Source organism: Streptomyces malaysiense (assembly GCF_000980885.2).
GTDB lineage: Bacteria > Actinomycetota > Actinomycetes > Streptomycetales > Streptomycetaceae > Streptomyces > Streptomyces malaysiense.
Window position 1 is genome coordinate 1 of the sequence record NZ_LBDA02000057.1, and the last position, 12976, is coordinate 12976.

The following is a 12976-nucleotide window of genomic DNA, read 5'->3' on the forward strand; positions in this document are numbered from 1 at the left end:
TAGGACGCCGCCGAACAAATTTTGAGAAAGCCCCCGCACCGTTGGTGCGGGGGCTTTCTGCGTTCACGGGCAGTTTCCGGAACGTGCAGTGTCCTCGGACGGACCCGGCACGTTATCAGCCCATGACGATGTCCCGTTACAAGTCCTCCGTCGAGCATCCCGGCGTCCTCGCCCTCAAAGAGCAGATCGCGGCGGTCCGTACGGAGGTCACCGGTCACCCCCTCTACACGAGCTTCCGCGACCGCCGGGACGTCACGGTGTTCATGGAGCACCACGCCTTCGCCGTGTGGGACTTCATGTCGCTGCTGAAGAGCCTCCAGCGGCAGCTGACCTGCACCGCCGTGCCGTGGGTGCCCCAGGGCCCGGTCGCCTCCCGCCGGCTGATCAACGAGATCACGCTGGTGGAGGAGAGCGACGAACTGGGCGAGGGGTTCACCTCCCACTTCGAGCTCTACCGGGCCGCGATGGACGACGCCGGAGCAGACCCCGGACCGCTGGACGCCTTCCTCGACCTGCTCCGGTCCGAAACCCCCGTGCCCAAGGCCCTCGTGGACGCCGGCGCACCGCTCCCGGTGCGGGATTTCGTCGGCGCGACCTGGGACGTCGTCGAGACCGCCCCGGTCCACGTACAGGCCGCGGTGTTCGCCTTCGGGCGCGAGGACCTGATCCCGGAGATGTTCGAGCAGGTCGTCCGCATCGACGACCGGGACGGGAAGCTCGGCAGGTTCAAGGACTACCTCCACCGCCACATCGAGGTCGACGCCGACGAGCACACCCCCATGGCCATGCGCATGCTGGTGGACCTCTGCGGGGACGACAGCCGTGCCTGGGCGGAGTGCGCCTGCGCGGTGCGCGAGGCGCTGCGCGAGCGGGCCGGGTTCTGGGACGCCATCCTGCGGCAGATCCGCGAAGGAGGCCCCCGCACAGCCTCTTAGGCTGGGTCCATGCGCTACGACCTGATCATCTTCGACAACGACGGCGTCCTGGTGGACAGCGAGCCGATCTCCAACCGCCACCTGGCGGCCTGCCTGACCGAGCTGGGGATCGAGACGTCGTACGAGGATTCCCTGCGCGACTACATGGGTTCGGCGATGCACCGGGTGCACGATCTCGTCCTGGAGCGCACCGGGCGGCGGCTGCCGGAGGACTTCGACGATGTCTTCCACGCCCGTGTCTTCGCCGCGTTCGAGCGGGAGTTGGGCCCCGTGCCGGGCGTCGCCGAGGTGCTGGAGAAGCTGGCCGCGGACGGGGTGCCGTACTGCGTGGCCTCCTCCGGGAGCCACGAGCGGATCAGGGTGGGGCACCGCGTCACAGGGCTCGACCGGTGGTTCGAGGAGGAGCGGATCTTCAGCTCGCAGGACGTCGGCAAGGGCAAGCCCGCGCCCGACCTCTTCCTGTACGCGGCCGAGCGGATGGGGGTCGCCCCCGCTCGGTGCGCGGTCGTGGAGGACTCCCCGCTGGGCATCCAGGCGGCCGTGGCGGCCGGGATGGACGTGTACGGGTTCACCGCGATGACCCCGGCCGACCGGCTCACCGGTGCCACCCAACTGTTCCCGGGTATGGGGGAGTTGCCCGACCCGCTGATATGACCCGCGGTATGACCCGTGCCATCCGCCGGTGCCTGACATCTGTCATGCCGTGGTCCGGACGAACGTTTCTACCGGCGGACCCCCGCCGGCCGCGAAGCTGACGGCATGACGAAGAACACGGGGAACCACAGCCGGAACACGCAGCAGAACCCCAGCATGCTGGACAACCTCCGGCCGCTCGTCATCGACGTGGTCGTGCCCATCGGGGCGTACTACGTCCTCAAGGACGCCCTCGGCTCGAGCACCGTGGCGGCGCTGGCCTGGAGCAGCGTGGTGCCGGCGGCGCGGACCGTGTGGGGCCTGGTCCGGGAGCGCCGGGCCAACGCGCTGGCCTGCCTGATCCTGGTGGTCAACCTCGTCTCCCTGCTGGTGAGTACGGTCGCCGGGGACCCGCGGCTGATGCTCGCCAAGGACGGCGCGGTCAGCAGCACCGTCGGCATCGGGATCCTGCTCTCGGTCCGGCTCGGCCGGCCGATGATGACCACCGCGATGATGCCCTTCCTGGTGAAGGGGGACGCGGTGAAGGAGGCCGCCTGGCAGCGGCTGACCGGCGGTACCTCGGTCCGGTCCGCGGCCTTCGGGCAGCGGGAGCGGATGTTCTCCGTGGTCTGGGGCGTGACGCTGCTCGCCGAGTGCGTCGCCCGCGTCGTCGGCGCGTACACCGTCCCCGTGGACACCATGGTCTGGCTCGGCACCGTCGTCCTGATCGCCGCGATGGCGGTCGCCTTCCGGGTCAGCGGGGTGCTGGCCGCGGGCCCGATGGAGAAGCTGCTGGAGGCCGAGGTCGCCGCCGGGGCCGGCACCGCCGAAGCTGAAGGAAATTCATCTTCGGCGATGTCTACCCACAAGTAGTCCGGGGCCCTACGCTCGCCGCCATGACTGATCCGCTGCGGCGCGGCAGGGCCTCGCTGGCGTTCGCCTTCTTCGCCCAGGGCGCCGCCTTCGCCCTGCTGGTGACGCGCATCCCCGCCATCCAGGACCGGTACGGCATCTCCGATGCTCTGCTACCGGTCTTTCTGGCTGCCGTGCCGGTGCTCGCGGGTGTCGGCAGCGTCACCACCGAGCAACTGGTCAAGCGGGTACGGCCCAGCCGGCTGCTGCGCTGGTCCCAGCCGGTGGTGCTGCTCGCGCTGCTGGCCGCAGGAGCGGGCGGCCAGGGGCAGTTGGCCGCGGTGGCGGTGGCGCTCGGGGTGTTCGGGCTGTCCGTGGGGATGCTGGACGCCTCGATGAACATGCTCGGGGTCAGCCTGCAGCGGTCGTACGGGCGCAGCATCATGCTCAGCTTCCACGCCGCTTACAGCCTGGGCGGCATCGTCGGGGCCTCGCTCGCGTGGGCCGGGGCGCACTGGCAGCTCGCCCTGTGGGTGTCGTACCTGCCGGTGGTGGCCGTCCTGCTGCCGGCGACGCTCGTGGGCAGCCGGTGGTACGTCGACGGGGACGCGGCGGAGCCGGTGGCGCGGGGAGGCGCCGGCGGCGCCGTGGTCTTCCGGCTGCTGCTGCCGCTGTGCCTGGTGATGACCTTCGCCTACATCGGCGACTCGACGGTCTCCAACTGGAGCGCGAAGTACCTGAAGGACGTGCTGGGCAGCTCGGAGCAGCTGGCGACGGTGCCCTACAACGTGTACATGGTGACCACGCTGGTCGGGCGGTCCCTCGGGGACTTCGGGGTACGGCGCTTCGGCGCGGCGGCGGTCGTACGGCTCGGGACGCTGGTGGCGGCCGGCGGGTTCGCGGTGGTGGCCGCGGCGCCCGGGGCGTGGGTGGGGATGCTCGGCTTCACGCTGCTGGGCCTCGGGCTGTGCGTGCTGGTGCCGCAGACCTTCGCGGCGGCGGGGCGGCTGTTCCCCGGGGCCTCGGACGCGGCGGTCGCGCGCCTGAACATCTTCAATTACGTCGGATTCCTAATCGGATCGCCGTTGGTGGGCGCGGTGGGAGACGCCTGGAGCTATCGCGGGGCGATGCTGCTGCCCATGGTGTTGGTGCTGGTGACGCTCGTGTACGCCAGGTCGTTCGCGACGAGTCCGGGCCGATACGGTGGCGGGCATGAGCGGCCGCGCACAGCTGATGTGGGACGAGGCAGTAACGGGCTATGACTTCGGCCCCGGGCACCCGATGGACCCGGTACGGCTGGTACTGACCCGGAAGCTGGTCGGTGCCCTGGGAGTCGACCGGGAGCTGGAGACCGTCGCGGCGAAGCCCGCCGGTGACTCCACGCTGCGCCTCGTCCACCGGGACGACTACATCGAGGCGGTGAAGGCCGCGTCGGCGGATCCGGCGGCGGCGGACACGTCGTACGGGCTCGGGACGCCGGACGATCCCGCGTTCGCCGGGATGCACGAGGTGTCCGCGCTGATCGCGGGGCAGTCGGTGGCGGCGGCGGAGGCGGTGTGGCGGGGGGAGGCCCTGCACGCCGTGAACTTCACCGGCGGGCTGCACCACGCGATGCCGGGGTCCGCGTCCGGGTTCTGCGTCTACAACGACGCGGCGCTCGCCATCGCGCGGCTGCTGGAGCTGGGCGTGGAGCGGGTCGCGTACGTGGATGTGGACGTGCATCACGGGGACGGGGTGCAGGCCGCGTTCTGGGAGGACCCGCGGGTGCTGACGATCTCGGTGCACGAGCATCCCCGCACGCTGTTCCCGCAGTCCGGGTGGCCGCAGGAGACCGGCGCCGGGGCGGGGGAGGGGGCGGCGGTGAACCTGCCGCTGCCGGCCGGGACGGGGGACGCGGGGTGGGTACGGGCGTTCCACGCGGTGGTGCCGGAACTGCTCGCGGACTTCCTGCCGCAGGTGCTGGTCTCCCAGCACGGGGCGGACACGCACTTCGAGGATCCGCTCGCGCATCTCGCGGTCTCGCTGGACGCGCAGCGGGTGGTGCAGCTGGCGTGCCATGAGCTGGCGCACGAGTACGCCGACGGGAAGTGGGTCGCGCTGGGCGGGGGCGGCTACGCGGTGGTGGACGTCGTACCCCGCTCCTGGACGCATCTCGTGGCCATCGCCGCGGGGCGGCCGGTCGCTCCGGAGACGGTCATCCCGGAGGGCTGGCGCCAGGAGGTCTACGCCCGGACGCGGGAGCTCGCGCCGCAGCGGATGACGGACGGCCGCTGGCCGGTCTCCTGGGCCCCCTGGGAGGGCGGCTACGACCCCGCGGACCGCCTCGACCAGTCCGTCCTGGCGACCCGCCGGTCGGCCTTCCCCCTTCGGGGCCTGCTCCCCTAGGAAGTCCCGGGAACACCCAAGGGCTTGTTACGCCGACCGTGCGGAAATCCCCCGTTGTCCCCCTGACCGGGTGATCCGATGGGCCACCATCGCAGACGTGTTGACCTACCTGTCCGCCGCCCGGCTGGCCGGGGTCGTCGAGACCCCCCGGGAGCGGAGTCTGCGGAGGTACCGTCAGTTCGCGGACCGCGACCCCCGGGTGCTCCTCGGGATCGACCCGCAAGGGGTCTGGGACGAGGCGGAGTTGCTCGGGCTGATGGCGCGCGGGTGCGGTGTTTCGGCCGATCCCCGGCACCGGTCGGGGCCGGATGTGATCGATCCGGTGCTGACCCTCGCCGCGCTGGACGCCTTCGCGGCGAGACTCGCGGCGGCCGCGCGGCGTCACGCACCGGTGCTGTTCGGCACCGGGCATCCCCGCTCGCTGCTGGGTTTCTACGCCGCCCTCGCGGACGCCCTCTCGGCGGCGGGATGTGAGGTCCTCACCCCCGCGCAGGGTCGCTGTATCGACATATTGACCCACTTCGGTCTACGCACGCACCGCGTCGACTACGTACGACGCGTCGCGTTGGTGCGGGAAACCGAGGGCGGGCGCCCCGGTTGTGAGCCTGGCGCGCACTGCCATTCACCGCTGCCGGTCAGGGTCGCCCTGGAGGCGGCCGCGGCCGCCGGCGGACCGCTGCCCGAGCTGGTCGTCGGCGACCACGGCTGGCTCTGCGGCGCAGGTCAGCTGGGGTTCGAGGCGATCGGGCCGGCCGACTCCGACGATCCCGCGCCGTTCGTCGGCCAGGCGGAGGGCACCGTCCGGGTCGTCGTACCCCTGGACGACGGAGTCCGGTCTAGTCACTACCTGCCACTCACCCGCTACGTACTCAAACGCGCGTGTCTGTCACAGTAGGCCGCCGATGGGTGCACCTCTTCCCCACTCGCATCACCCGCCCCTAGTCTGGGGAGTGAGCACGCAGCGACGAAGAGTCACCGGAAGGGGAAGCCGGTGGCCGTCGAGTGCGGAAGGTGCAGGTGTGTCATGGCTGCAGCTGGCGAGAGGCCTCTGAACGAGGTCCAGTTCCTGACCGTGGCGGAGGTCGCCACGGTGATGCGAGTGTCGAAGATGACCGTGTACCGCCTGGTGCACAGCGGTCATCTGCCCGCGATCCGGGTGGGGCGGTCCTTCCGTGTCCCCGAGCAAGCGGTCCACGAGTACCTCCGCGACAGCTACGTGGGGGTGGAGACGGCCTGACGATCCCCTCCGGGGGATACCCGGAGGCCCTCGATTACGACCTCGGCGCTCGGTTGGGTAGGCTAGCCCCTCGTAGGTCGTGTGGGCCCATGGCGCCCAAACAACCGAGTGATGAGAAGTGAGCGAGGGTAGTCGTGGGCTCTGTTATCAAGAAGCGGCGCAAGCGGATGGCCAAGAAGAAGCACCGCAAGCTGCTCAAGCGCACGCGCGTTCAGCGCCGCAACAAGAAGTAAGCGGCGACGCGAGAGCGTGTTCTGTGGCCCCCCATCGGCAATGATGGGGGGCCACAGGTGTATCCCCGGTGACCTGGTGGCGATCCGGCCGGCTCCAGCCGGGGAATTTCCGTCACCTCGCGCATCGGGCGGTCATCACAGTGCAACATCCACCCGCTAAGTTGGCCCTCACGGGGAACCGGAACGTGAGTGACGCGGGAAGGAAGGCGCTGATCTTGGGCAAGGTCGTGCTCGTCACCGGGGTCGCCCGGCAGCTGGGCGGCCGGTTCGTACGGCGGATCCAGCGGGACCCGGAGGTCGAGCGGGTGATCGCGGTCGACGCGGTGCCGCCCGCGCACCAGCTGGGCGGGGCCGACTTCGTCCAGGCCGACATCCGGCAGCCGACCATAGCCCGGGTGCTCGCCGAGACCGGCGCCGACACCGTCGTGCACCTCGATGTCACGGGCACCCCGCTGGGCGGGGGCAACCGGGCCACGGTCAAGGAGACCAATGTCATCGGCACCATGCAGCTGCTCGGCGCCTGCCAGAAGTCGCCGGCGGTCCGACGACTGGTGATCAAGTCCAGTACCAATGTGTACGGCTCCGCACCGCGCGATCCCGCCGTGTTCACGGAGACCACCCCGGCCAAGTCGCTGCCCAGCGGCGGGTTCGCGAAGGACACCGTCGAGGTCGAGGGGTACGTGCGCGGGTTCGCACGTCGGCGGCCCGACGTGGCCGTGTGCGTGCTGCGGTTCGCCAACATCCTCGGGCCGTCCGCGGACACCCCGCTCGCCTCGTACTTCGCGCTGCCGGTGCTGCCGACCGTGTTCGGCTACGACCCGCGGCTCCAGTTCGTGCACGAGGACGACGTGGTGGAGGTGCTGCGGCTCGCCTCGCACGAGCCGCGCCGGGGCACGCTCAACAGCGGCACGTTCAACGTCGCGGGGGACGGCGTGCTGCTGCTGTCGCAGTGTTCCCGGCGGCTCGGGCGGCCCACCGTGCCGCTGCTGCTGCCCGCGGTCACCTGGGCCGGCTCCCTGGTCCGTACGCTGGGTATGACGGACTTCTCACCGGAGCAGTTCAGACTGCTCACCCATGGGCGGGTCGTGGACACCGTCCAGATGCGCGAGACGCTGGGGTTCACGCCCCGCTACACGACGGCGGAGGCGTTCGCGGACTTCGCCCGTGGCCAGGGCGCGGGGCTGCTGCCGCCGGAGGCCGTCGCGGGAGCCGTCGACCGGATCGCCGCGCTCGCCCTGCCGGGCGGCGGCCGGCCCACGACGCACAGCGCGGACTAGCGCCAACCGAGGAGCGCGGTAACGATGGCGGACGCCAAGGTGATTCCCTTCGACGACGACCGGTCCCGGGGGAGCGGGAGCGGTGGTGGCCCACAGCGGTCCGGGAGACGGCGGGGCGCCGGCGGCCGGCGCGGCGGCCGCGGCGACACCGGGGCCGCGGCCGAGGAGTTGGGCGGGGTGCAGCGGTTGCCGGAGCGGGGGCCGGCGGGCGGGGCCGAGCGGCCGGCCGAGCGGTCCGGGTCCGGTGACCGGTCCGGCCCGGAGGGTGGCCCGGACGGCGGTCTGGAGCGGCGGGTGGCCGCCGGACTGTCCTTCCTGCGGCGCCGGCTGACCGGGGATTACGAGGTCGACGACTTCGGGTACGACGCGGAGCTGACCGACCAGGTCCTGATGTCGCTGCTGCGGCCGGTGTACGAGAAGTACTTCCGGGTCGAGGTGAAGGGCGTCGAGAACATCCCGGACAAGGGCGGCGCGCTGATCGTCGCCAACCACTCCGGGACGCTGCCGCTGGACGGGCTGATGATGCAGGTCGCGGTGCACGACCGGCACCCCGCCGGCCGGCATCTGCGGCTGCTGGCGGCGGACCTGGTGTTCGTGCTGCCGGTGGTCAACGAGCTGGCGCGCAAGCTCGGGCACACCCTGGCGTGCGCGGAGGACGCGGAGCGGCTGCTGGAGCAGGGCGAGCTGGTGGGGGTGATGCCCGAGGGGTTCAAGGGCATCGGGAAGCCCTTCAGCGAGCGGTACAAGCTCCAGCGGTTCGGGCGGGGCGGGTTCGTGTCGACGGCGATGCGGCAGGGGGTGCCGATCATCCCGTGCTCGATCGTCGGGGCGGAGGAGATCTATCCGATGATCGGCAACGCGAAGACCATCGCGCGGGTGCTGGGCATCCCGTACTTCCCGCTGACCCCGACGTTCCCCTGGCTCGGGCCGCTGGGCGCGGTGCCGCTGCCGACGAAGTGGACGATCCAGTTCGGCGAGCCGATCCCGACCGACGGGTATCCGCCGGAGGCGGCCGAGGACCCGATGCTGATGTTCAACCTCACGGACCAGGTGCGGGAACAGATCCAGCACACCTTGTACAAGTTGTTGGTGCAGCGGCGGTCGGTCTTCTTCTAGTGCCTGTTGCGGCACTAGCTCGGCGTACGGCTTCCGGCCCGCTGTACGACAGTGAGGGCGTCCCCGCTCGGGTGGGGGCGCCCTCACTGTCGCACTTCCCTAGTTCGCCTGGTCGTCGTCGATCCCCAGTCCCGGGAGCAGACCCGGGAGGAGCGGGGGAAGGGTGACGTCGGGGGCGGTGGCCGGGGGTTTGCTGGTGGACGGGGTGCTGCCGTCGGCGCTGGACTTCGGCGGGTCGAGCAGGCCGCCGGTGTTGCCGCCGAGCAGACCGTCATCGGTGTTGTCGCTGGCCCCGCCGGTCGGGTGCTCGGTGGTGCTGTGACCGGTGGACGGGGTGCTGTGGCGCGGCGCGGCCGACCGGTGGGTGCCGGGGGACGCCGTGCCGGTGCTCCGGCGCGTGCCGTCGCCGCCCTGGGAGGGCTGCTGCGGCAGCAGGGACTGGAGCGGGGCGACCTCCTGGTCTATGGCGTCGAACACCGACGACACCTGCTGTTTGACGTCCCCGAGCTGTACCGGGAGCTTGTCGCTCAGCGCGCTCCATGCCTCGCGGTGGGACCGGGAGAACGCGGACAGCGCCTGGATCGGGCCCAGCTGGTCCGGATCCGCCTCATAGGCCGCGTGCAGCAGCCGGTGGCCCTCGCTGACGTCGTGCTGCATCCCGGACAGGGTGCGGCGGATCTCGCCGATGGACTCGTGGTCGAGATGGCCGCCGCGGCCGCGCTCCATCAGCCGGCGGGCCTCGCCGAGCCGGGTGGAGGCCTGGTCGAGGTAGACCTGGCCGCGCTGGTCCTCGCCGTTGCTCAGGTAGTCGAGCCTGAAGTCCTCGATGCCGCGTTTCAGTCCGTACAGCGAGTCGCCCGGCAGGGCGTGGGAGCTGGCGGCGGCGACGCCGCCGAAGGCCCCCGCGGCCACGCCCACGCTCAGCCCACCGGCCGCGAGGCCCTTGGTCAGCCTGGTCCGCGGCCGGAGTCTGCCCAGCGCGCTCGCCCGGTGCGCGCCCTTGGCCTTCCGCTGACCCGGTACGGTCGGCTCCGCCGCCCCGGTCCCCTCCTGGAGCATGGCCTCCATCGCGGCCACCAGCTGTGCGCGCTGGACGACCTTGACGTCGGGGTCGAGCTGCGGCCTGGGCAGCGCGCCGAGTCCGTCCGCGAGGGCCAGCAGACGGCCCCGCTCGGTCAGTTCCTCGGTGGTCGGCGGGGAACCCGCCGGTTCGTCGGACTGCTCGGCCGCCGTGTCCCGGTCGGGCTGCTCCTCCAGGGCCTGGGCGAAGGCGTTCGCCCGCCGGTGCGCCGATACGTTCGCGATCACTGGCGGCACCTCCTCTCGTCATGACGGTCGACTCCCCAGGGGGTCCTGAGGGTTGCACGCCCCCGGCCACTCCACACGATCGAGCGATGGGCCGGCCGGGAGGTGACCACAGGGAGCCTGTATCCCGCACAACGACTGGCGCGGCACTTGGGTTACGGACCCCGATCGATCCTTGCGGAAAGTCAAAACTCCTTCACGGAAGGTGAGTTGACGATCGCCCGGAGTGGCGGGCCGGGGGGCGGGGACTTTCAGCGGGCGTCGTCCGGCAGCAGCCGGGCGAGGGTGCGGACGGCGCGGTACTGGAGCGTCTTGATCGCACCCTCGTTCTTGCCCATGACCCGGGCGGTCTCCGCGACCGAGAGACCCTGGAGGAAGCGGAGCGTGACGCACTCCTGCTGCTGCGGGTTGAGGCGTCGGACGGCGTCCAGGAGCGCGGCGTTCGACAGCGACTCCAGGACGGAGTCCTCCGGGGAGCGCTCGACCTCGTTGGCGTCCAGCATCTCGCCGGTGGTGACCTCCAGCCGGAAGCGGCTGGACTTGAAGTGGTCGGCTACGAGGTTGCGGGCGATCGTCACCAGCCAGGCGCCGAAGTCGCGGCCCTGCCAGGTGAAGGTGCCGATCCGGCGCAGGGCGCGCAGAAAGGTCTCGCTGGTCAGGTCCTCGGCGGTCGCTCGGCCGCCCACCCGGTAGTAGATGTACCGGTAGACGGTGTCGCTGTACTGGTCGTACAACCGTCCGAAGGCCTCGGCCTCGCCCGCCTGGGCGCGCTCGACCAGATCCATCATCCGGGCGCTGTCGCTGTCGGCGGCCGGCCGCCGGGCGGTGGTGGCGCCACTTGCGCCGCCGGCGCCCGCGGAGCGCCCGCGTCTGGCGACCGCGGCGCCGTCGGCCAGTGCGTAGCACGGGCCCGTGGGCGCGGCGATGGCGAAGGCAGGGACGGTGAGCGCGGTGGGGACGAGGCCGCGCAGCGTCTCTTTGACCGTTGCGACAGTTGCGCGCAGCGTAGCCAGGCCCGAGGCGTCAACCCCGACGTGTGGGTACACGGGACTCCCAGAGGCAGAGCTTTCATCACGTGCAGTGCGGAACCGTTCACCCGTCGTGGCGACGGAGGGGTACCGGTTTGCGTCTGAGGAGAATAACGCTTCGTGCAGACCCTGCTACACCGAGTTGCTCAAATCACCGATTGCGTCGTATCTGTAACCGATTGTTGCCCCATCCCGTTCCGTAACCTGATCACTTCTTGACCGAAAAGGGGCGTGTTTCGGTGAACTCCAGGACATCTTGAAATGGCCGCGGCATAATTCCGGGCGCGGGGAAGAGCGCCGAGAGACGCACCTGAGCGGCGCGGGGCCGTGTCGACATGCGGTTCCGCCGCGTGGGCGCGAGCGGCCGGGGCGCGCCCACGCCCGGCAACGGACCGCGCCTTGTGCGGCGAGGTCCGTCGGCGGGGACCTATCGGCGCCGGCGACTCAGAGCGATCGCCGCCGCGGTGCCGCCGGCGACCGCGCCGACACCCGCCGCCGCCGGGATCCCCACCCTCGCCGCCTTGCGGCCCGTGCGGTAGTCCCGAAGGCGCCAGTCCTTCTCCCGCGCGTGCTTGCGCAGCTTCGCGTCCGGGTTGATGGCGTAGGGGTGGCCGACGAGGGACAGCATCGGGATGTCGTTGTGGCTGTCGCTGTACGCCGCGCAGCGGTCGAGGTCCAGGCCCTCCGCCGCGGCCAGTGCGCGGACCGCCTCCGCCTTGGCGGGCCCGTGCAGCGGCTCGCCGACCAGCCGGCCGGTGTAGACGCCGTCCACCGACTCCGCGACCGTCCCGAGCGCACCGGTCAGCCCCAGCCGGCGCGCGATCACCGTGGCGATCTCCACCGGCGCCGCCGTGACCAGCCACACCTTCTGCCCGGCGTCCAGGTGTGCCTGGGCGAGCGCACGGGTGCCCGGCCAGATGCGGTCGGCCATGTACTCGTCGTAGATCTCCTCGCCGATGGTCTGGAGCTCGACGACCCGATGGCCCTTGACGATGGACAGCGCCGAGTCGCGGGCGTCCTGCATGTGCTCGGGGTCCTCGACCCCGGCCAGCCGGAACCACGCCTGCTGCCAGGCGAAGCGCGCCAGGTCGCGGGTCTCGAAGAACTTCCGCTTGTACAGGCCGCGCCCGAAGTGGAAGATCGCGGCGCCCTGCATCACGGTGTTGTCGAGGTCGAAGAAGGCGGCCGCGCTGGTGTCGCCGATCACCGGGAAGGCGGGTTCCTCCGTGTCGGTCCGCGCGGTCTCCTGTGCCTCCTCCGAGGACTTGCGGGCGGCCTCCGCCGAGGCCTCGCCTGCCAACACGCTCCGCGCCGTGGCGGAGCGCCTACGGGGAGTGAGCCATCCGAGAGCGGCCATGTCGTGAGCATAGCCAGTCCGTTCGGTGCTTCCGGAGCCGAGAGGTTCGAAGGCCGTGAACTCCGGGTGAGGCGAGGGTTAAGCCGGGTGCGCGAAGGCGGCGCGGGAGAATGGCCGGTATGAGTCCACTCTTCCGCCGCGGCGGCGACAAGAACCCGAGGACCGGGCCCGGCGATCGGCTGGTCACCCTGATCCGCAAACCCGGCTGCCATCTGTGCGACGACGCGCAGGCCGTGATCGAGGAGGTCTGCGGGGAACTCGGGGTGCCCTGGGACCAGAAGGACATCGGCGAGGACAAGGAACTGTACGACCGGTACTGGGAGCAGATCCCCGTCGTGCTGGTCGACGGCGAGCAGCACACCTTCTGGCGCGTGAACGCCGACCGGCTCCGCAAAGCACTGACCGAGTAGTCCAACTGGTCCCGAAAGTCGCTTAGGATCTACGGGCGGTTTGGTCTCGGGGGCGGGATTCGTGAGGAGTGTGTGCGGTTTTGCCCCCAGTAACGAAGGCGCACCGGTCTGTGCCCGCCGGTTCCCGCCAACGGCGCGAAAGGTGCGTGACCCCGGTCACTTCTGCCGGGCAAATCGGACACCATCTTTGTGCACGCGTTCACAAAGA

Annotated in this window: 14 protein-coding genes; 11 read left to right on the forward strand and 3 right to left on the reverse strand. The window is 71.0% G+C overall.

The genetic code is table 11. The features are described from left to right. Positions 1–122: 122 nt before the first annotated feature. The 10 genes from VT52_RS24505 to VT52_RS24545 all read left to right on the forward strand — a co-directional run bounded on the left by VT52_RS24505 (position 123) and on the right by VT52_RS24545 (position 8668). The gene (locus VT52_RS24505; RefSeq protein ID WP_240509864.1) at positions 123–935 is read left to right on the forward strand and encodes a DUF3050 domain-containing protein; all 813 of its coding nucleotides are present in this window, start codon (positions 123–125) and stop codon (positions 933–935) included. Positions 936–944: 9 nt separating this feature from the next. Next, on the forward strand, positions 945–1589 hold the full coding sequence (locus tag VT52_RS24510) for an HAD family hydrolase (RefSeq protein WP_046417312.1): 645 nt from the start codon (positions 945–947) through the stop codon (positions 1587–1589). A 105-nt stretch (positions 1590–1694) separates the two neighbouring features. Beyond that, positions 1695–2441 carry a VC0807 family protein gene (locus tag VT52_RS24515; protein ID WP_046417311.1) on the forward strand — a complete coding sequence of 249 codons (747 nt, stop codon included), beginning with the start codon at positions 1695–1697 and terminating at the stop codon, positions 2439–2441. Positions 2442–2464: 23 nt separating this feature from the next. After that, positions 2465–3682 carry an MFS transporter gene (locus VT52_RS24520; RefSeq protein ID WP_046417310.1) on the forward strand — a complete coding sequence of 406 codons (1218 nt, stop codon included), beginning with the start codon at positions 2465–2467 and terminating at the stop codon, positions 3680–3682. Next, the gene (locus tag VT52_RS24525; protein ID WP_079175239.1) at positions 3633–4805 is read left to right on the forward strand and encodes an acetoin utilization protein AcuC; all 1173 of its coding nucleotides are present in this window, start codon (positions 3633–3635) and stop codon (positions 4803–4805) included. The genes VT52_RS24520 and VT52_RS24525 overlap by 50 nt, the downstream gene beginning before the upstream one ends. 97 nt (positions 4806–4902) lie before the next feature. After that, a complete protein-coding gene (locus tag VT52_RS24530) occupies positions 4903–5700 on the forward strand; it encodes a phosphatase (protein WP_240509865.1) in 798 nt (265 codons plus the stop codon). A 129-nt stretch (positions 5701–5829) separates the two neighbouring features. Further along, positions 5830–6042: a helix-turn-helix domain-containing protein gene (locus VT52_RS24535; RefSeq protein WP_046417307.1), complete on the forward strand. Its 213-nt coding sequence runs from the start codon at positions 5830–5832 to the stop codon at positions 6040–6042. 134 nt (positions 6043–6176) lie between these two features. After that, a complete protein-coding gene (locus tag VT52_RS35970; RefSeq protein ID WP_003948845.1) occupies positions 6177–6275 on the forward strand; it encodes a 30S ribosomal protein bS22 in 99 nt (32 codons plus the stop codon). Between the two features lie 215 nt (positions 6276–6490). Then, positions 6491–7552 (forward strand): NAD-dependent epimerase/dehydratase family protein, encoded by a 1062-nt coding sequence (locus tag VT52_RS24540; protein WP_046417305.1) that lies wholly within the window; start codon positions 6491–6493, stop codon positions 7550–7552. A gap of 24 nt (positions 7553–7576) precedes the next feature. Then, positions 7577–8668 carry a lysophospholipid acyltransferase family protein gene (locus VT52_RS24545; protein WP_046417304.1) on the forward strand — a complete coding sequence of 364 codons (1092 nt, stop codon included), beginning with the start codon at positions 7577–7579 and terminating at the stop codon, positions 8666–8668. A 99-nt stretch (positions 8669–8767) separates the two neighbouring features. Here VT52_RS24545 and VT52_RS24550 read toward each other — a convergent pair whose 3' ends face one another. From VT52_RS24550 to VT52_RS24560, 3 genes are all read right to left on the reverse strand, one after another. Further along, entirely contained in the window at positions 8768–9976 is a 1209-nt protein-coding gene (locus tag VT52_RS24550; RefSeq protein WP_046417303.1) for a DUF5667 domain-containing protein, read from the reverse strand. A gap of 248 nt (positions 9977–10224) precedes the next feature. Beyond that, a complete protein-coding gene (locus tag VT52_RS24555) occupies positions 10225–11019 on the reverse strand; it encodes an ECF subfamily RNA polymerase sigma factor, BldN family (RefSeq protein ID WP_046417301.1) in 795 nt (264 codons plus the stop codon). A gap of 409 nt (positions 11020–11428) precedes the next feature. After that, complete coding sequence (locus VT52_RS24560) at positions 11429–12358, reverse strand: HAD family hydrolase (protein WP_079175241.1); 930 nt, start codon at positions 12356–12358, stop codon at positions 11429–11431. Between the two features lie 110 nt (positions 12359–12468). On the opposite strand from VT52_RS24560, the gene VT52_RS24565 reads away from it, so the two are divergent. Continuing rightward, positions 12469–12768 carry a glutaredoxin family protein gene (locus VT52_RS24565; RefSeq protein ID WP_206306598.1) on the forward strand — a complete coding sequence of 100 codons (300 nt, stop codon included), beginning with the start codon at positions 12469–12471 and terminating at the stop codon, positions 12766–12768. Positions 12769–12976: the final 208 nt, after the last annotated feature.